Source organism: Georgenia yuyongxinii (genome assembly GCF_006352065.1).
Classification (GTDB): domain Bacteria; phylum Actinomycetota; class Actinomycetes; order Actinomycetales; family Actinomycetaceae; genus Georgenia; species Georgenia yuyongxinii.
This window is the reverse complement of record NZ_CP040915.1, coordinates 3898299-3917681: the sequence shown is the minus strand read 5'-3', so window position 1 is coordinate 3917681 and position 19383 is coordinate 3898299. Positions and strand designations below refer to the sequence as shown.

At 73.5% G+C, this 19383-nt stretch carries 17 protein-coding genes; 9 read left to right on the top strand and 8 right to left on the bottom strand.

What is annotated here, in order from left to right:
* Positions 1-134 precede the first annotated feature (134 nt).
* The 7 genes from deoC (at position 135) to FE374_RS17810 (ending at position 6368) form a co-directional block, all read left to right on the top strand.
* Complete coding sequence (gene deoC / locus FE374_RS17840; protein ID WP_139930745.1) at positions 135-818, top strand: deoxyribose-phosphate aldolase; 684 nt, start codon at positions 135-137, stop codon at positions 816-818.
* Positions 819-1012: 194 nt separating this feature from the next.
* On the top strand, positions 1013-2188 hold the full coding sequence (locus FE374_RS17835) for an AAA family ATPase (protein WP_139930743.1): 1176 nt from the start codon (positions 1013-1015) through the stop codon (positions 2186-2188).
* A gap of 23 nt (positions 2189-2211) precedes the next feature.
* Positions 2212-3096 carry a DUF58 domain-containing protein gene (locus FE374_RS17830; RefSeq protein WP_139930741.1) on the top strand — a complete coding sequence of 295 codons (885 nt, stop codon included), beginning with the start codon at positions 2212-2214 and terminating at the stop codon, positions 3094-3096.
* Between the two features lie 17 nt (positions 3097-3113).
* Positions 3114-3569 (top strand): hypothetical protein, encoded by a 456-nt coding sequence (locus tag FE374_RS17825; RefSeq protein ID WP_139930739.1) that lies wholly within the window; start codon positions 3114-3116, stop codon positions 3567-3569.
* A complete protein-coding gene (locus tag FE374_RS19300; protein ID WP_168205737.1) occupies positions 3563-4576 on the top strand; it encodes a vWA domain-containing protein in 1014 nt (337 codons plus the stop codon). The genes FE374_RS17825 and FE374_RS19300 overlap by 7 nt, the downstream gene beginning before the upstream one ends.
* A complete protein-coding gene (locus FE374_RS17815) occupies positions 4573-5595 on the top strand; it encodes a VWA domain-containing protein (RefSeq protein WP_139930736.1) in 1023 nt (340 codons plus the stop codon). The genes FE374_RS19300 and FE374_RS17815 overlap by 4 nt, the downstream gene beginning before the upstream one ends.
* Positions 5592-6368 (top strand): hypothetical protein, encoded by a 777-nt coding sequence (locus tag FE374_RS17810; RefSeq protein ID WP_139930734.1) that lies wholly within the window; start codon positions 5592-5594, stop codon positions 6366-6368. The genes FE374_RS17815 and FE374_RS17810 overlap by 4 nt, the downstream gene beginning before the upstream one ends.
* A gap of 36 nt (positions 6369-6404) precedes the next feature.
* Here the strand turns inward: FE374_RS17810 and FE374_RS17805 are convergent, their stop codons facing one another.
* Positions 6405-7142: a TetR family transcriptional regulator gene (locus tag FE374_RS17805; protein WP_139930732.1), complete on the bottom strand. Its 738-nt coding sequence runs from the start codon at positions 7140-7142 to the stop codon at positions 6405-6407.
* Positions 7143-7146: 4 nt separating this feature from the next.
* The gene (locus tag FE374_RS17800; RefSeq protein WP_139930730.1) at positions 7147-7770 is read right to left on the bottom strand and encodes a TetR/AcrR family transcriptional regulator; all 624 of its coding nucleotides are present in this window, start codon (positions 7768-7770) and stop codon (positions 7147-7149) included.
* Positions 7771-7901: 131 nt separating this feature from the next.
* Between FE374_RS17800 and FE374_RS17795 the strand changes: the two genes are divergently transcribed.
* Both FE374_RS17795 and FE374_RS19990 read left to right on the top strand, forming a co-directional pair.
* Positions 7902-8720 (top strand): variant leucine-rich repeat-containing protein, encoded by an 819-nt coding sequence (locus FE374_RS17795; protein ID WP_139930728.1) that lies wholly within the window; start codon positions 7902-7904, stop codon positions 8718-8720.
* A gap of 184 nt (positions 8721-8904) precedes the next feature.
* On the top strand, positions 8905-10674 hold the full coding sequence (locus FE374_RS19990) for a methyl-accepting chemotaxis protein (RefSeq protein WP_230978381.1): 1770 nt from the start codon (positions 8905-8907) through the stop codon (positions 10672-10674).
* Positions 10675-11245: 571 nt separating this feature from the next.
* Here the strand turns inward: FE374_RS19990 and FE374_RS17785 are convergent.
* The 6 genes from FE374_RS17785 to FE374_RS17760 form a co-directional block, all read right to left on the bottom strand.
* Complete coding sequence (locus tag FE374_RS17785; RefSeq protein ID WP_139930726.1) at positions 11246-11683, bottom strand: (deoxy)nucleoside triphosphate pyrophosphohydrolase; 438 nt, start codon at positions 11681-11683, stop codon at positions 11246-11248.
* A gap of 72 nt (positions 11684-11755) precedes the next feature.
* Positions 11756-12817, bottom strand: coding sequence for a transglutaminase family protein (locus FE374_RS17780; RefSeq protein ID WP_139930724.1), 1062 nt, complete (start codon positions 12815-12817; stop codon positions 11756-11758).
* Complete coding sequence (locus FE374_RS17775; protein ID WP_139930722.1) at positions 12814-15369, bottom strand: circularly permuted type 2 ATP-grasp protein; 2556 nt, start codon at positions 15367-15369, stop codon at positions 12814-12816. The genes FE374_RS17780 and FE374_RS17775 overlap by 4 nt, the downstream gene beginning before the upstream one ends.
* A gap of 127 nt (positions 15370-15496) precedes the next feature.
* Positions 15497-16348: a YqeB family protein gene (locus FE374_RS17770; protein WP_139930719.1), complete on the bottom strand. Its 852-nt coding sequence runs from the start codon at positions 16346-16348 to the stop codon at positions 15497-15499.
* A gap of 309 nt (positions 16349-16657) precedes the next feature.
* Positions 16658-18328 (bottom strand): alpha-amylase family protein, encoded by a 1671-nt coding sequence (locus FE374_RS17765; protein WP_139930717.1) that lies wholly within the window; start codon positions 18326-18328, stop codon positions 16658-16660.
* A gap of 24 nt (positions 18329-18352) precedes the next feature.
* Positions 18353-19312: a TIGR03885 family FMN-dependent LLM class oxidoreductase gene (locus tag FE374_RS17760; RefSeq protein WP_139930714.1), complete on the bottom strand. Its 960-nt coding sequence runs from the start codon at positions 19310-19312 to the stop codon at positions 18353-18355.
* Positions 19313-19383: the final 71 nt, after the last annotated feature.

The following is a 19383-nucleotide window of genomic DNA, read 5'->3' as shown; positions in this document are numbered from 1 at the left end:
GTCCGGCCCGGCCGAGGCACCCTGGCGTCGTCGGCACGGACACCGCGCCCGTCACCGATCAGGCCCCCGGGTGCATCCGCGCGCGGGTGGGATCGAAGCACGAGGAGATCCGGAACCCGGATCTGGAGGTTCACATGAGCACGCACGACTCCCTGGCCACCAGCGCCGCCGTCTCGACCGTCGCCAGCATGGTCGACCACACCCTGCTCAAGCCCGAGGCCACCGCGGCCGACGTCGCCGCCCTGGTGGCCGAGGCCCGGCAGCTGGGCGCGTACTCGGTGTGCGTCTCGCCGAGCATGCTGCCGCTGACCGGCACCGGCGCGGTCAAGGTCGCCACCGTCTGCGGCTTCCCCTCCGGTGCGCACCACCCCGAGGTGAAGGCGGTCGAGGCCGCCAGCGCCGTCGGGAACGGCGCCGACGAGATCGACATGGTCATCAACCTCGCCCTGGCCACCACCGGTCGGTACGACAAGATCGAGGCCGAGATTGCCGCCGTGCGCGTGGCCGCTCCCGCGCCGGTCGTGCTGAAGGTCATCATCGAGTCCGCCGCGCTGACCGACGAGCAGATCGTCGCCGTCTGCCGGGCCGCCGAGGCCGCGGGCGCCGACTTCGTCAAGACCTCGACCGGGTTCCACCCGGCCGGCGGGGCGACCGTGCACGCCGTCGAGCTCATGGCCGCCACGGTAGGCGGGCGTCTCGGTGTGAAGGCCTCCGGCGGGATCCGCACCACCGAGGCTGCCCTCGAGATGATCGCCGCGGGTGCGACCCGGCTGGGTTTGTCCGGCACGGCAGCGGTGCTCGCGGGCCTGACCGACTGACACCTCGGCACGCGGCCGGGTAAGGACCTGCACCCACCCGTATCGCCGCCTGACGTCCCCGGTATGGATGAGCGCCAGGTGCGGTTACGCCGCCGAACGCACGTGCCGTCCGCGACCTCAGCACGCCACACCGCCCGACACACGCCGCCGCGTTGGCATAGTGTCGCCGCAGGGCACGGCCGACCGGGGGAGCGATGAGCGAATCGGATGGCGCACCACGCCACGGGCGAGCGCAGGGCTGGGCCGCGCCGCGCGGGTTCGGGGGCGCCCCCGCCACCAGCGCAGCCACCGGCGCCCCCATCGCCGGCGGAGCACGCTCCACCACCCCCGGCCGTCCCACCGCCCCGGGCGACGGCGCCCCGACCGACCGGACCCGCACGCACCACCGACCCATCTCCGAGGCCGACGCTGAGCGTGCCGCCGAGCTTCTGCGCCGCGTCAGCACCATCTTCCGCCGGCGGGTCGTCGGCCAGGACGCGCTGCGCACCGCCCTGATCTCCACCCTCGTGGCCGGCGGCCACGTGCTCCTGGAGTCGGTGCCCGGCCTGGCCAAGACCACCGCGGCGCACACCCTCGCCAGCGCCGTCTCGGGCACGTTCCACCGCATCCAGTGCACCCCGGACCTCATGCCCAACGACATCGTGGGCACGCAGATCTTCAACTACGCCACCGGGGAGTTCACCACCCAGCTCGGTCCGGTGCACGCCAACCTCGTGCTCCTGGACGAGATCAACCGCTCCTCCGCCAAGACCCAGTCCGCCATGCTCGAGGCGATGCAGGAGCAGCAGACCTCCATCGGCGGGCAGATCTACCCGCTGCCTCGCCCCTTCATGGTGCTGGCGACCCAGAACCCCATCGAGGAGGAGGGCACCTACGTGCTGCCCGAGGCCCAGATGGACCGGTTCCTCCTGAAGGAGGTCCTCACCTACCCGACCCCGCACGAGGAGGTCGACATCCTCGAGATGACCGCGTCCGGGGCGTTCGACGCCCCGCTCGAGGAGGAGCCGATCACCCTTGAGGACGTCTTGTTCCTCCAGGACCTCGCCGCCCGCGTCTACGTCGACCTCTCCGTCAAGCAGTACATCGTCGCCCTGGTCAACACCACCCGCGGCGGCGGGCCCCGGCCCGTGCCGGACCTGCACCGGCACGTGCGCGTGGGTGCCTCGCCCCGCGGCGGGATCGCCCTGATGCGGGTGGCGCAGGCGGTCGCCTTGCAGGAAGGCCGCACGTACGTGGTGCCCGACGACGTCAAGCGGGTGCGTCACCCGGTGCTGCGCCACCGGATCGTGCGCACCTACGACGCCCTGGCCGGCAACGTGGCGCCCGAGGCCATCGTCGACGCCGTCTTCCAGGCCGTCCCGGCGCCCTGATCCTCTCGCGAGACGACGACGCCGTGGACTCCGCCTCCCGCCTCGCCAACGTCCGGGCCCGTCTGGACCTGCCCACCGTGCGCCGTGCGGCCGGCCTGCTCGAGGGCCGGCACCGATCCATCTTTACCGGGCACGGCCAGGACTTCGACGACCAGGTCGAGTACCGCCCCGGCGACGACGTCAAGGACATCGACTGGAAGTCCTCCGCCCGCGCCGGCCACCCGATCATCCGCCGGTTCGTCCGCGAGTCGAACCTGGCGATGGTGCTGGCCGTGGACACCGGCCGCAGCATGGCCACCACCGCCCGCTCGGGCGAGCCCAAGGCCGCCGTCGCGCTCTTCGCGGCGGACGTCGTCGCCTACCTGGCCCGGGCGCGCGGCGACCTCGTCGCCCTGGTGGCCGGGGACGCCGGCCGGATGGTCCAGATGCCCGGCCGCGGCGGCACGGCTCACCTGGAGACCCTGCTGCGCCTGGTCGAGGGTGCGCTCACCCTCGACGCGCCGCCGTCGGACCTGGGCCGCGTGCTCGAGCGGGTGCTCACCCTGACCCGGCGCTCCCTGGTGGTCGTCCTGACCGACGAGGCCCGGCCGGAGGCGGCCGACGAGGACGCCCTGCGCCGGCTCCGCGCACGCCACGAGGTGATGGTCATTGCCGTCGCCGACGCGCTGCCCACCATGCGCGGGATCGGCGCGACCGCCGACGTCGACGGCGCCGCGCCGCTGCCCGCGTACCTGCGTGACGACCCCGCCCTGCACGCCGAGGCGCTCGCGGCGACGAAGGAGCGGCAAGCCGCGGTGGCCGCCCGGCTGCGGCGCCTGGGCATCGGCCACGCGGTGGTCACCAGTGAGGACGACGTCGTCGACGGCCTGGTCGACCTGCTCGGCAGGCAGCGTCATGCCCGCCGCTGACCTGGGCAGGCAGCATCATGCCCGCCGCTGACCTCCTGCCGCCCGAGGCGTACAGCTGGTGGGTGCCCGTCCTCGGGCTGCTCCTGCTGGCAGCGGTCGGCGGCTGGCTGGCATGGGTGCACCGGTCCACCGATCCCCGACGGCGGCCCGCTCGCCAGCCGGAGCACGCCGGACCCGGGCTGCGGGCGCGCTACACCGCCCAGGTGGACAGCCTGCACGCCGCCTACCGTGACGGCGCCCTCGACCTGCGCGGCCTCCACCTCGAGCTCGGGCGCACCATGCGCGAGTTCGCCTCCGAGCGCCTTGGCACGGACGTGCGCTCGTGGACCCGCGCCGACGTGGCCGGGCACGATCCCACCCGGCGCGTGGGCCACCTCCTCGCACGCTGGGAGGAGCCCAGCTTCGCCCCCGACTCCGACGCCGAGGCGACCACCTCCACCACCCGGGCCAAGGAGGTGATCGGGACGTGGTGACTGCCTGGGTGGTGCCGCTCGTGCTCGCCGCGGTCGCCGTCGCCGCGCTGGCGGGCTGGCTGTGGCGCCGCCCGGCCCGCCGCTCCCGCGCCACGTGGGTGGCCAACTCCGCCTACCTGACGTCGCTGGCCGGGTACCGCCGTCGGCTCCGGGTGCTGCGCGGCGGGCTCGCCCTGGCCGCGGCGGCGCTCGCCCTGGTGGCGGTCGCGACGTCCGCGCTCACCGCCCGGCCGGTGGACCGCGACGTGCGCGCCGAGGTGCTGGCCACCCGCGACATCGTGCTCTGCCTGGACGTCTCGGGGTCGATGATCGAGCTGGACAGCGAGATCGTGGCCACCTTCGCCGAGCTGGTTGGCTCGTTCGAGGGCGAGCGCATCGCCCTGAGCATCTGGAACAACACCTCGCGCACCGTCTTCCCGCTCACCGACGACTACGCCTTGGTCACCGACGAGCTAGACGCCGCCGCCCGCGCCCTCGACGTCGACCTCGACACCTGGCTGTTCGACGCCGAGGCGCTCGCCCGGCTGGAAGGGTTCCTCGCCGGCACCGTCTCCCTCGACGACGACGCCTCCTCCCTGGTCGGTGACGGTCTGGCCACGTGCGCGCTCGCCTTCGACGAGGCCGATACCCAACGCGCCCGGTCGATCATCCTGGCCACCGACAACCTGGTCCTGGGCCCGTCGGTCTACACCCTGCCCGAGGCTGGGCAGCTGGCCGCCGAGCTGGGGATCGCGGTGCACGGGCTGTACGCCTCGCTCACCGACGCCGGCTCCGACGCGGCCCGGGCGGAGATGGAGCAGGTGGTCACCAGCGCCGGCGGCCTGTTCTTCGAGGCGGGCGACCCGGGCGCCGTCGACGGCATCATCGCCGACATCGACGCGCACCAGGCGGTCGACCTCGGTGCCACCCCCGAGGTGGTCGTCACCGACCGGCCGGACCGCTGGTACGGCTGGCTCGTGGGTGCGCTCGCTGTCCTGCTCGTGGCGATGTGGAGGCTGCGCGCATGATCCTGCGCATGGTGTGGCCCGCCTGGGCGCTGCTCCTCGTGCTCGGCCCGTTGCTCGCCCTGTGCGTCGCGGGCTGGTGGCGTGCCCGGCGCAGCGAGGGCCGCGGTGGGGGCTGGCTGCGCCGCGCGGCGATGGTCCTCGCGACCCTCGTCATCGGCCTGGCCCCCGCCGTCCCCGCCGAGACCACCCAGGTGGAGACCAACGCGGAGGTCTTCTTCGTGGTGGACCGGACCGGCTCCATGGCCGCCGAGGACTACGACGGCGCCCAGCCCCGGCTCGCCGGGGTGCGCCACGACCTCGTCGCGCTGGTCGAGGCCCTCCCGGGCGCCCGGTACTCCGTCATCGGGTTCGACTCCCAGGCCTCCCGCCAGCTGCCGCTGACCACCGACGCCCGCGCCGTGCGCACCTGGGCCGAGACCCTGCGGCAGGAGATCACCCGGTTCTCGGCCGGCTCCGCCGTCGACCGCCCGCGGGAAGCGCTGGCCGAGGCGCTCGCGGGAGCCGCCACACGCAACCCGGGCAACGTCCGGCTCGTGTTCGTCCTCGCCGACGGCGAGGACACCTCGGGCGCGGACGACCCCTCCGGCGGAACCGCGGGGTTCGCCGAGCTCGCCGGGCTCATTGACGGCGGCGCCGTGCTCGGCTACGGCACGACCGCAGGCGGGCGCATGCGTACCTACGACGGCACCGAGTCCACCGGGCCCGGCACCGCCGCCCCCTGGATCCTCGACGAGGCGAGTCCCGGATCCCCGCCGGCCGTCTCCCGGATCGACGAGACCAACCTGCGCCGCCTGGCGGCCGCGCTGGGCGTGCCGTACGCGCACCGCATCGCCCCCACGCCGGTGGCGGATCTGGTGGCCGGCATCGACGTCGAGGAGCTCGCCGCCGACGGGCGCCGGGACGTGAGCACCTACCGCGACGTGCTGTGGCCGGCGGCGGCCGTGCTGGCCGTGCTCGTGGCGGCCGAGGCGTTCGCCCAGGCCGCCCGGTGGCGTCGGCTCAGTGGGATCCCGGCATGACCGAGCACCTGCGCCGACGGCGACGGCTGCTGGCATGGTCCGCGCCCGCCGTCCTCCTCGCGCTCCTTGCCGGCGCCGTGCTGCTGGGCGTGGCCCTGGGCAATGCCCACGCCCGCAGCGCCTACGACGCCGGTGCTCCGCGGGAGGCCGCCACCCGTTACGCCCACCAGCAGCCCTTCACGGCGGTGGTCGTCGAGCCGTGGAAGGCGTGGTTCAACTCCGGGACGGCGCACGAGCGCGGCGGCGAGCACTTCGCGGCGCTGGAGGACCTGCGTGAGGCGCACCGGCTCGTCCCGGCGGGCACCACGGACGCGGACGGCCGGCCCGACCCGGGCACCCCGGAGTGCCGCGTCCGGAACAACCTCTCGCTGACGCTGGAGTCCATGGGCGACGCCGCGCGCGCCGCCGACGACCCCGTGATGGCGGGGTCGTACTACCGCGAGGCGATGGACACGATCGGCCCGTGCACCTCCGACGGCGAGTCCGCCGCCGACCAGCCGCCGCCGGAACCGGACCAGCAGGCCGAGGGTCCGGACCGCACCGAGCAGCGCCAGCGCGCCAAGGCCGAGGAGACCGAGCAGCAGCCCCAGACGGGGGAATCGCAGCCGGGGCAGGAGCAGCAGGACGCTCCGGACGCGCAGGGTGGCGCCCAGGAACCGCCCGCCGACCCGCGCCAGCAGGAGCTCGAGGAACGTAACCGCCGCGCGGAGCAGGACCGGCAGGCCGAGGAGCAGCGCTCGGGAGGCGGCGCCGGCGACGGGCAGAACTGGTGACCGGCGCCGTCGGACGGTGAGGCGACCCCGCCGACCTCAGGACCGGCGGCCCGTACCGGGGACGAGGACGTGGTCCACGACCAGCGCGACCGCTCGGCGGCGGAATGTCTCGCCGTGCGCGGGGTCGAGCATGTCGTGGTCGAAGATCTCCCGGAACGTCGCCCGGTTCGATACCCGGTAGAACGCCAGCGAGCTGATGAGCTGGTGCAGCTCGAGCGCGTCCGGTGCGTCCGGGCCGTCCCGGAACACCCCAGCCGTGCGTCCCCGCCGCAGCAGCCGGTCGACGGAGTCCACCAGGCCCGCGTTCAGCTCGCGGAGGGACTCGATGCCGGCGATGTTCTCGGCGCCCAGGGTGTTCTCGAAGCTGACCATCCGGACGAAGGAGGGCCGCGCCTCCTGGAAGTCGATCGTGCTGAGCACGAATGTGCGCAGCGCCTCGACCGGCTCGAGGTCGTCGAGGTGGACCGCACGCTCGGACTGGCGCATCTCGCGGTAGACCTGCTCGAGCGCCGCGAGGTAGAGGCCCTGCTTGTCCCCGAAGTAGTAGTAGATCATCCGCTTCGTGATGCTGGTGCGCTCGGCGATCGCGTCCACCCGCCCGCCCAGGAAGCCGCGTTCGGAGAACTCCTCCTCCGCGGCGTCGAGGATCGCCTGGCGGGTGCGCGCGGGATCGCGCCGCCGAGGGGCGCGGGCCCCCGCGGCAGGGACGGGTGCGCGGGCACCCTCGACCGCGCCCGGTGCGCGGCCCGGCTGGGTGCGGGAAGGGCTGGACACGCGCTCAGGCCACCTCGGCGGCACGCACGGACCACGCCGTCCGGGCACCCACGGCCCGCAGCACGAACAGCTCGGTCGCGGCGATGAACTCCCCGCGCGCGGGCTCGCCGCGCGGCACGCTGCGCCCGCTCAGGCACGCGTGGACCAGGTGCACGACGGCGTCGAGGTGCTGCTCGGGGATGTCGCCGGTCGCGATGGCACGTGCGAGGATCTGTCGCAGCAGGTCCTCGACGAGGCCCACGTGCGCCCGCAGGTGCGCCGCGGCGTCGCGGGAGACGACCTCGCGCAGGTCCGGGCCCGGGGCGAAGTGATAGGACCGCTCGAGCTGGAGCTGCTGGCGGACATAGACACGCAGCTGCTCCACCGGGTCCTCCACCTCGCCGAGCGAGCGCTCCAGTGCCCGGACGTAGGCAGAGGTCTCATGCTCGATGAAGGCGAGGAGCACGGACTCCTTGTCGGGGAAGTGGTTGTACACGGCCGTTCGCCCGATCCCCGCCGTGGCGGCGATGTCGGCGAGCGAGATGGCGTCGAAGCCGCGCTCGCGCATCAGGTGGGACAGCGCCGCGAACAGCGCGCTGCGCGTGCGCTCGCGGTGTTCCGCCAGGGAGTTTCCGATGATCTTGGGCACCGACAGATCATGCCACTTGCTGACTAACGATGGCCAATCGTCGTGAAAGCCGCGACTCAGGACGTACCGATCGGGGCGATACGGACGGGCTGACCTAAGATTTCATCGATCCCCACGACCTGGAGGCAGACATGCCTGCGCCCGAGCAGCTCACGGCCTATGACGCCAGCAACCCCGCCACTCCGCCGGAGCTGCTCGCCGCGATCGCCGCGCAGCGCCCCGACCTTCGCGCGCTTGTCGCCACCAATCCGGCGACGTCGTCGGACGTGCTCGGCCATCTCGCGCGGCTCGGTGACGTCGCTGTGGACGCTGCGCTCGCACGACGCACCGGCGCCCCCGGCGTGGCACCGATTCCGTACCCGCCCGCCGGTGGTCCGTTCGTTGCGCCGACCGGTGCCGGCTACGGCCACAGCGCCCCAGCGAACCCGTACACGGCCGGCTCGGTACACGCTGCGGCGGCCGACCCGTACCAGACCGGCCCTGCTTTCATCCCGGGTGCCACCGGCCCCGCCCCGGGTGCCACCGGCCACGCCCCGGGTGAGACCGGCTACGCCCCGGGTGCCGCCGGCTTCGCGCCGGGTGTCGCCGGCTACGCCCCGAGCACGTCCACGTACGCCGGGGCGGCCCCGTGGGAGCCGACCAAGAAGCGGTCGTGGCTGCCCTGGATCATCGTCGGTGCGGTCGCGGTCATCGTCGCCTGCGTCATCGCCGTCGCCGCGCTGGTGAGCGCGCGCGTGGACGACTTCGCGCCGACCTTCGACCCGTCAGTAGACGGCTACGGCAGCGATCCCGCGCTGGATGCGTTCTGGGACGGGTGCACGGCGGGCGACGGCGCGGCGTGCGACGACCTCTTCTGGCAGTCGCCGGCCGACTCGGAGTACGAGGAATTCGGGAACACCTGCGGTGGCCGTTTCGAGTACGGCCCCTTCTCGTGCGACGGCAAGATCTGACGACCGGCTCCACCCTGCCGCGGCCCGCACCACCCCCACCGGCACTCACATCGCCCGGCGCGCCTCACAACCCTGCCCGAACCGCCGATGAGCGGGACGTGCACGGGTTGTGTCCTGCGGATGTCGACGTCCCAGCGGTCCGTGCGCCAAGCAGGGCGCACACCAGACCGACGAAGGGTGGGACATGAGCGCGACGGAACGTCTCGAGCGGCCGTCGCCGCAGGCCCCCACCCGTCCGGCACTGCGGTGGCGCAGGGCCCGCCCGGCCGGGGCGCCTGCCCCCCGGACCTCGGTGCCCCGCCGACGGCGCCGCCTGGGCGCGGTGGCGACGACCGGTCGCGCGGGCGCACCCCGGCTGAGCGTGGGCCGCCGGCTCGGGCTCGCCTTCGCGAGCGTCGGCGTCCTGGTGCTCGTGGCTGCGGGCACCGGGATCGTCTCCGTCATCGAGCAGCGCCAGTACGGCGAGGAGCTGCGGGCCGCGCACGGCGTGGCCGTGCTTGCCGAGACGGCGCGGTACAAGAGTGCCGACGCCACGGCGAGGCAGGGTCGCGTCGTAGGGGACGTCCTGGAGTTCGGGCCGTGGGCCGGCCTGCACCGCGGCACGCCGAACCAGCAGCGCATGGCGGACGCCAAGGTGGAGGTCTATGCCTGGCTCGACGGCATCGACACCGCCGAGCTCACCGACGCCGAGGCGGAGCTCGTCGAACACCTGGGGCCGGCCTGGGACTCTTTCTTCGGGATGCACGACCAGGTGGAGCGCTGGCTCGGCGAGAACAGCGACGAGGGCACCAACAAGGCCGTGACCTCGATCAACGAGGGCAAGGTAGGTGGGTCCGCCGCGACCGTCCGTGCACTGGCGGATCGGATGCAGGAGGCCGCCTACGCGCGCATCGACGACGTCCACGCGAAGCAGCAGGCCGCCCAGAGCCGCTCGACGGTGATCCTCCTCGGCGTGGGGGCGGGCGCTGCCCTCCTGGCCGCGGCACTCGCCGTGAACGCGACCCGTTCGATCGTGCGACGCATCGGTCGGATCCGCGCCGTGGCGGACGCGATCGGCAACGGCGACCTGACCAGCCGGGTGGGCCTCGCGCTCACCGACGAGATCGGGCAGGCCGGCGCCTCCCTCGACGCCGCCACCGCGAGCCTGCGCGCGCTGGTCGCCCAGGTGACCGCCGCGTCGGACCAGGTCGCCATGGCGGCCGGCGAGCTGGCCGCCGGCGGCGAGCAGCTCTCGGACGCCTCGGCGCAGACCTCGACGCAGGCCGGTGTGGTGGCCGTCGCGGCCGAACAGGTCTCGGCGAACGTCCAGGCCGTCGCGGCCGGTGCTGAGCAGATGGGGCCCTCGATCCAGGAGATCGCGCGCAACGCCGCCGCCGCGGCCCAGGTCGCGGCTGAGGCGACCGAGGTGGCCACGGCCACCAACTCGATCGTGGCGAAGCTCGGTGAGTCCTCCGCCGAGATCGGCGACGTCGTCAAGGTGATCTCCGCCGTCGCCGACCAGACCAACCTGCTGGCGCTCAACGCGAGCATCGAGGCCGCCCGGGCCGGCGACGCCGGCAAGGGGTTCGCCGTCGTGGCCGGAGAGGTCAAGGAGCTCGCGCGCGAGACGTCCCGCGCCACGGGGCACATCGCGGACCGGATCCGGACCATCCAGGAGGACACCGCCGCCGCCGTCGAGGCGATCGGACGGATCACCGCGATCGTCGGGCAGATCAACACCTACCAGCTCACCATCGCCTCGGCGGTGGAGGAGCAGACCTCCACCACCAACGAGATGTCCCGCGGCGTGGTCGAGGCCGCCACGGGCTCGGGGGAGATCGCCGGGAACATCATCGCCGTGGCCGCGTCGGCCAGCTCGCTGACGGGCATCGTCGACCAGCTCGACGACGCCGCCTCCGCGCTCCACGGCACCGCCGACGAGCTGCAGCGCAGGCTGGTTCGGTTCACCCTCTGACCGGGCCGCGCCGCGAAGCGAAGGCCGCTACTGGCCTTTAGTGGGCGCACGTCAAGGGCGGCACTTCAGGTGGCGTGGACCGGTCGGGAGACACCTCGGACAACGGCGCGGGCCAGCAGCCCGGTCGGCGCCGGTCCGGCGGCGCGGGCCGGCGTACCCAAAGGCCTGCCGGTTGCGCCGAGGCCTGCCGGTTGCGCCGAGACCTGCCGGTGGAACTGCAGGTGTCGGTCGGGAAGTGCAGGTCTCGCCGCTCTTAGAAGCTCAGGAGATCCAGCTCCCGAGCCCCAGAGCTCCGAGCAGCACGGGGGACGCCACCCCTCGCGCCTGTCGCACAATTCGACCTCGGTGGCCACGGCGGTCGGGGGCGTCAGGGTTCAACAAGAGCGTGCGCGATGACAGACATCGACACGCCGTCGGGCTGGAACGAAATGGCCAAGATGGCTGGAAAAACGACCACCTCGGCCATTTCGTTGGTGGCTCTGGCCGGATCGAGGCGCATCCGTCGGGTGGGCTGCGGACCAGCCGGGACGAGGTCGTCCTGCGCTGCGTGGCCTACTACCTCCGTCTGCCTCTATCCGCGCATGCTCTTAGCGGTGACCTCGCGCAGGGCGACGGCGATCGGCCGGTCAGGGTCCAGCCAGTCGAGGTCCTCCAGCGCGTCGCTGTCGACCCAGCGCAGCGCGGAGTGGTCGGCGAGCGGCTCCGGCGTGCCGGCGGTGAGCTCGGCGAGCCACACCCGCATGGTGCGCCTGGCGAGGATCGGCCAGTCGCCCGCCTCGGGTCCGAGGAGCCGGGCCCCGAGCCGGACCTCCACGCCCAGCTCCTCGGCGAGCTCACGGTGCAGCGCAACCTCCGGCGACTCGCCGGGCTCCACCTTTCCGCCGGGCAGCTCCCACCGTCCCGCGAGCTCGGCGGGTGCCGAGCGCTGCGCGCACAGGGCCCGGGTGGGGCGCTCGAGGGAGTCGACGATCGCGGCGGCGACCACGAGGGCGGGGGCGGCGGTCTGCATCCCCCGACCCTAAGCGCGCGACATGCCATCTCCTCGACCGCCTCGGCGACATGTCATCTCCTCCACGACATGTCACGAGGCGGGGGAGGGGACGACCTCCAGCTCGAGCTCCTCAGCGGGCGAGCCGGCGTCCCCGCCGTAGACCACCCCGCGCAACGGCTGGACGTCTGCCTGGTCGCGGCCCCACCCCAGGACGATGTACCGGTTGTCGATGAACCGGGCGCCCGTGGGATCGACGTGCACCCAGCCACCACCGGGCAACCACACGGCCGCCCACGAGCGGACGCAGCCTCCCGTGGCGGCGTCCGGACCGTCGTGGTGGCCGTCCGCTCGGTCGTGGGGGCCGTCCGCTCGGTCGTGGGGGCCGTCCGCACCCCCGACGTCGACCCCGCGGGCGACATACCCGGCGACGTACCGCGCCGCCAGACCCATCGACCGCAGGCTCGCGACGAGCAGGTGAGCGCGGTCGGCGGACGAGCCGAATCTGCGCGCGAGGACGTGGGAGGGCGTAGCCGACCCGCCGCCGTCCCCGGCCAAACCGTTGCCGGCTCCAGCCGACCCGTCGCCGATCGGGGCTTCCGGCACGTCCCGGTGGATGCGCCCGGCCAGCTCGGCCACCACCCGCACCAGCGCGGTGGTGGGCCCGAACGACGGCATCGCGTACTCGCGCACCGCCTCGTCCGGCAGGACGAGCTCCGACGGCAACGCGGACTCCACGACGGCCAGCACCGCGGTGGGGCCTTCGCCCTGCTCGCCCTGCCCGGTGGCGCGCATGCCGCTGACCGAGGCCACCGCCCGTTCCCAGGGCACCTGGACCGTGTTCGCCAGGTCCAGAGGACGCCGGGTGATGGTCACCACGGACGACGCCACCACGTCGAGGGACGTGTGCTCGGCGGTGATCTGGAAGTAGCTCACCCGGTTGCCGTGCAGGTCGCGGTGCTCGGCGGTCTCCGCCGCACCGGGGAGGAACGTCAGCGACGCCTGGTGGACCCGCTGCCCGGACCACTCCCGCGGCAGCAGCATGGCCAGGCCGTAGGAGGTCGTCACCGCGGCGCGGTAGGTGTAGCTGGTGCGGTGCACGAGCCGATAGCTGCGCTCGTGCCCGGTGCCACGGCGGCTCGGTGTGCGGCTCATCGTCCCGTCCCGTCGGGCCAGTGCGCGAGCACGGGCCGCGAGAAGTGCACGCGCGCGATCTCCTTGGCCAGCTCGTCCAGCCGCCAGCCGATCGACTCCAGGGTCTGCGCGAGATGCCCCCGCGCCCCGTGGCCTCGTTCCGCCGCGGCACGGTCGGTGCGCAGCTCCGTGAGCAGGTCGAAGACCTCGTCGAGCAGCTGGTCGCGCGAGGCCGGCGCGCGGCCGACGGCGGGCAGCTCACCGAGGTGGTGGCGGAGCTGGTCGAGCTGGAACCGCACGGCACGTGGGTTCGACCCGTCCAGCAGCAGGAGCTCCAGCACCCCGGCCAGGCCGCCCGCAGGGAACCGGCGGCGATAGGTGAGGACCGACTCGTTGGCGACCAGAACCGACTCCGCCACCAGCGCCTCGGTGGCCGGGTCGTGGCGCTCGACCACCGTGGCCGCGAGGGTGGCGACCACGCGGCTGGCGCGCTCGAGCCGGCGGCCCGCCTCCAGGAGCCGCCAGCCGGCATCGCGGACCAAGGACTCGCCGTACCCGCCCTGGAGCGCCATCAGGCTCTCCAGCAACCGGGACAGGGCCGGTGCCAGTCCCAGCTGGGTGCCGTCCGCGCCCCGCTGCCGGGCGGCCTCCTCGCGCACCGTGCGCTGCAGGCTCGCGATCGCCCGCCAGAGGTCGCGCGGCAGGTTGTCCCGCACCCCGGCCGCATCCTCGGCCGTCCGTGCGACGGCCCACGCCGCCGAGCCGGGCAGGGACTCGTCCGTGACCAGCGAGGGTAGCTGGGCGTGGGCGGTCAGGCGGTGCAGCCCCGCCACCAGCACGTCGAGCGCGGCATGTCCCGCGGCGTCGCCCCGGGCCAGGGACAGGTGGTCCTCGGGCCCGACGGCGCCCGTGGGCCCGGCGGCACTCTCGGGCCCGACGGCGCCCGCGGGCCTCGCGTCCTGGGCGGCGGCTGGCTGGGTGCGGGCGTAGTCGTCCCAGCGGTCGGCCACGGCCATCAGCAGCCGGACGGTCGACTCGGCCTGCTCCGTGTGGCGGCCGAGCCGGAAGAGGTCCTCGCCGGCGCGGGGCGAGACCGTGGCGTCCGCCGGACGACCGGGCAGGGTGCCCCCCGCCGGCAGACCCGGCGCGGCGACCGGCTCGGGGGCCAGCACCCAGACGTCCTTCGCGGTGCCGGGCTCTCCGTCGACCATCACCTGCGGGACGGGGCCGACATGGGCCATCGCCCCGCTCATGACCATGTACCCCTCGGGCCGGGCGAGCGCGAAGGTCCGCAGCGCCGTCGGCTGCGGGACGAGCGAGCCGTCGCGCACCGTCGGGGTGGTGGAGGCTTCCACGGGCTCCTGCCCCACCCACGCCCCGGGCCGCTCGGCGATGCGGGCGGCCAGGTCGGCGCGCTCGTCCAAGGTCAGTGCCCAGCCCAGCAGCGGCCGCTCGGACCCCGCGGTGGGGCGGATGATGAGCCGGCCCAGGTTGGCGATCACGTGCGAGCACATCGAGCGGTCGCCGCACCAGTAGGTCACGGCCGAGGGGATGGCCAGGTCCTCCCCGCGCAGCGCCCGGGCCAGACGGGGCAGGTAGGTGAGCAGAGCCGGGCTCTCCAGAACGCCGACCCCCAGGGTGTTGACGATGCTCAGCGCGCCGCTGCGGGCTGCGTGCACCAGGCCCGGGGTCCCCCGCCCCGAGCCGCCACGCAGCTCCAGAGGGTCCACGTCCGCGGCGGCGACACCGCGCAGCAGCACGTCGACCGGTTCGAGCCGGCCGAGGGAGCGCACCCAGGCCCGCCCGTCCTGGACCACCAGGTCGCCGCTGTCGACGATCGGCAGGCCGAGCATCGCGGCGAGGTAGCCGTGGTCGAACGTCGCCGGATCACCCGGTCCGGGCGTCAGCACGGCGACTCGTGGGCTCTCCTCGGCACCGGGCGGGGCGACCGCCTGCAACGACTCACGCAGCGCCTGGTAGTACGGGCCTACCCGGCGGGTGCGGGACTCGCGGTACAGCCCGGCGAGCACCTCCGACACCACGCGGCGGTCCGCCATGACGTAGCCGAGCCCGATCGGGACGTCGGTGCGGTCGGCGAGCACCGTCCACGCGCCGTCGGCGTTGCGGGCGAGGTCGACGGCGCAGTGGAACAGCTGGTGCGGGCCGGGCAGGCGGATGCGGTCGGCGGCATGCACGAAGCCCGGGTGGCCGAGCACCACCTCGGGCGGGAGCAGCCCGGTGGTGAGCAGCCTCCGCTCGCCGTAGAGGTCGGTGAGTACCTGGTCGAACAGCTCGGCCCGCTGCCGCAGGGCCGCATCCAGCCGGTGCCACTCCTGTTCGTCCATCAGCACCGGCAGCGGGTCAAGCTGCCAGGAGCGCGCGGGGTCCGTAGTGAGCACGCCCTCGTCCTGCAGGAGCCGCATGACCTCGCCGCGGCTGGCGTCGAGCCTGTCGCCCTGGCCCAGCCGGGCCTGCTCGGCGAGCTGTTGCCACGCGGCGCGGGCCGGGCCGGTGGCCTGGAGCATCTCGTCGTGCCCGGGACCGTTGGCCCGGTACGAGTCGAGCAGGTCCACGGCAACAGCTCCCGGCGTAGGCGGCGCGCGCTCGCCCAACGTCTGGCAAACCGCCAGGAGACGCGCTCGTGGAAGATTTTACCGGATGTTTGCCGATATGTGGCTAGATCCGGCGCGTGGCGCCGGCTCAGGCGGCGGCGGCCGCGTGCGCGGTGGTGAGCGTACGCGGAGCGGGGACGGCGGCCGCGTGAGCGCTGTCCGCGTCAAGCCCGTCCGTGGCGGACGCCGGGCGGCCGGCGCGCCGTGCACCCGAGGGCACGACGGCCGGGGTCACGCCAGGGGCAGCCACCATGGGCGCCACCGCTCGCCACTCCTGGACGCGGCTGCGCCGGCCCGGGCGGTGCATGTCGCGCACCATGACGCCGCGGGCGGCCAGCTGACGGCGCAGCAGCTCGGCGTCGCCATGGCCCCCCTCGGCCAGCGCCGCGCCGCGGGCGGCGAGCAGGCGGCGCTCCTGGCGGGGCAGCTCCGTGTCGGTCCGGCGCCAGGGCACGAACTGGGTCCCGTTCGGGTCGTCCTGGAGCGGTTCGGGATAGCCGTGCGCGGCCAGCGCCGCGTACAGCTCGGCTCGGTCCAGGTCGCAGCGCACCCGGGCGAGCTCGACCGTGCCGGCACCGACGAGCACCAGGTCGGCGTCGAGCACCACGGCCTCGACCAGCGAACGTGGCACGCTCACCCGCGCGTCGTCCCACACGAGCGTGACCGAGCGAGAGCTCACGTGGGCGCGCAGGGCCTCGCCGAGGACCGAGAGCGCCCACACCAGGCCGAGCACCAGACCCAGGACCGCCCCGATGGCGAGCGCGACGGGCTCGCCCACGTAGCCGCCGCGGCCGAGGACGCCGTCGAAGGTGGTCGAGTGGGCCACCCACTCCAGGATCAGCGTGAGCCCGAGGGCGAGCAGCACGCCAGCGAGCGGGTAGCCCACCCGGAGTGCGAGGCGCACCCCGCGTGGCGGGCGCACCGTGGTGCTGGGCAGCATGGTCGACCTTCCTCTTGGTGGCCGTGCGGCAATGTCGCTGAGCGGCCCGTGTTACCCAAGAATGGTCGCCGGCTTCCGTTCGGCACATCCGCCACAAGAATGAACCTGCGGGCAGCCCCTACGACCTCAGGCGTAAGGGAGTCCACCTCAGGGATACCCCTGAGGTGGACGGCGGCTCAACCGAATTTCCTCGCCGGAATTCTTCGGACGGTGCCCGACCGGCATTTCTGCCGCGCCGCGAACGGATTTCTGGAGGCGAGCCGCGACAATTTCGCGGCACGCAAGGAGTCAGGGCACGCCGGAAAGGTCTCAGGGCAGGCGACGCTCGCCGTCGTGCATCACCCGCAGCCACCGGTAGCCGTACCCCTCCAGCGCCAGCTCGACGGCGCCGTCCTCCACGTCGCAGTGACCGTGCTGCAGCAGGTCCATCACGGCGGTGGCGCCGGGCACGGCCGGCCTGAGCGGCACGGTGACCGGCTCGGAGGAGAGGTTGTGCACCGCCACGATCGAGGAGGTGTGCCAGGTGAGCTGGTGGGCGAGCACGTGGTGGTGGGGCTGGTCCAGGACGGTCAGCGACCCCCACCCCAGCTCCGGGCAGGAGCGGTAGGTCTGAATGACGTTGCGGATGAAGTTCCACAGCGAGTCCGGGTCGCGCACCTGGGCGGCCGCATTGACGTGCTCGGGCCCGTAGCCGCCCTCGACGACACGGCCGACCAGCCGGCGCGCCGGGGCGGTGGAGAAGCCGGCATTGGTGTCGTCCGACCACTGCATGGGCGTGCGCACAGCCATCCGGCCCTCGGCGCGCAGGTCCTCGCCCATGCCGATCTCCTCGCCGTAGTACAGCGTCGGGGTGCCGGGCAGGGAGAACAGCAGCGAGTAGGCCATGCGGACCCGGCGGGGGTCGCCGTCGAGCATGGGCGGCACCCGGCGCTTGAGGCCGCGGCCGAACACCTGCATCTCAGGGTCGGGCCCGAAGGCGGCGAAGACCTCGCCGCGCTCCTCCTCGGAGAGCTTGTCGAGGGTGAGCTCGTCGTGGTTGCGCAGGAAGGTCGCCCACTGGCAGTCCGGCGGGATCGGCGGGCGTCGTACCAGCGCGTCGACGAGCGGGCGGGCGTCCGCGCGGGCGAGGGCGAGGTAGAGGTTCTGCATGGTGATGAAGTCGAAGAGCATGTTGAGCTCGTCGCCGCCGTTCTGCCCGAAGTAGAGCTGCTGCTCGTCGTGGGGCAGGTTCACCTCGCCGAGCAGGATCGCGTCGCCACGACGCCGGCCGAGGAAGGCGCGCATCTGCTTGAGGTAGGTGTGGGGGTCGCCGACCTCCTTGTCCTCGGGCTGGAGGCCCACGTCGGAGAGGAAGAACGGCACGGCGTCGACCCGGAAGCCGCTCACGCCCAGCTCGAGCCAGAACCCGATGGTCTTCATGATCTCGTCGCGGACCCGGGGGTTTGCGATGTTGAGGTCGGGCTGGTGGGAGTAGAAGTGGTGGAGGTACCACTCACCGGTCTTCTCGTCCAGCTCCCAGATGGAGTCCTCCTTGTCGGGGAAGACCACCTGGTCGGAGGTGTCCGGCGGGGTGTCCGAGCGCCACACGTAGAAGTCCCTGTACGGGCTGTCCTTGCTGGCGCGGGCGGATTTGAACCACGGGTGCTGGTCGGAGGTGTGGTTGATCAACAGGTCCGCGATCACCCGCATGCCGCGGTCGTTGGCGGTGCGGATGAGCTCGACCACGTCGCCGTGGTTGCCCAGGCGGCGGTCGACGCCGTAGTAGTCGGTGACGTCGTAGCCGTCGTCGCGGTCGGGCGTGGGGTAGAAGGGCATGAGCCACAGGCAGGTCACGCCCAGCTCGGCGAGGTAGTCGATGCGCTCGGCGAGGCCGGCGATGTCACCGGTGCCGTCGCCGTCGGCGTCGAAGAACGTCTCGATGTCCAGGCAGTAGATGACGGCGTTCTTCCACCACAGGTCGGAGGTCTCGGTCATGCGCATGGGTGCTCCTCGTGCTCGGTGGCGTCAGCCGGCCAGGGCCGGGAGGACGGCGGTGGCTGCGGTCTCGAGCCAGGCCCGCTGGTCCTGGCCCACGTGGTGCAGGTAGATCTCGTCGAAGCCGAGCGCCGCGTACTCCGTCAGCCATGCCACGTGGCGTTCCGGGTCCGCCGAGACGTTGACGGCGGCGGTGACCGAGGCGTCGGTGACGTCGCTGCTGGCGATGTCGAAGTGCTCCGGGGTGGGCAGGTCCAGGCTGAGCGGCTCGGCGAAGATGTTGCTGCGCCACTGGTCCCGTGCGACGGCCAGCGCCTCGTCGTGTGTGGGTGCCCAGGACAGGTGCACCTGGAGGGCCAGGGGGCCGCGTCCGCCGTGGTCCCGGTAGGCCGCGACCACCGCACGAAGGGTGTCGAGCGGCTGGTTGATGGTGATGAGCCCGTCGGCCCAGCGGGCCCCGCGGGCGGCGGTGGCCGGGGAGATGGCGGCGGCGATCAGGGGGATCGGCTCGGTCGGCCGGTCGTACAGCTGGGCGCGGTCCACCGTCACGAGCCCGTCGTGGGTGACCTCCTCGCCGGCGTGCAGGCGGCGGATGACGTGCACGCACTCCTCCAGCCGGCGTAGCCGGGTGTCCTTGGTAGGCCAGCGGTCTCCGGTGATGTGCTCGTTCATGGCCTGCCCGGACCCCAGGGCCACCCAGAACCGGCCGGGGAACATCTCGCCGAGCGTGGCCGCGGCCTGCGCCACGATGGCGGGGTGGTAGCGCTGCCCGGGGGCGTTGACGCAGCCCAGCCGCAGCGACGTCGTGGCCAGCGCCGCACCGAGCCACGACCACGTGAACCCGGAGTGGCCCTGCCGGACGCTCCACGGGGCGAAGTGGTCCGAGCACATGGCCATGGCGAAGCCGGCCTGCTCGGCGGCCTGGACGTCGGCGAGCAGCCGACTGGGCGCGATCTGCTCGTGCGAGGCGTGGAATCCGTAGGTGGTCACCGTCTATTCCTATGGGGCGCCGCCCCGGTCCGCCTCTCGAGAGGGTGACGGTGCAGGTGGGCGGAAAGGCC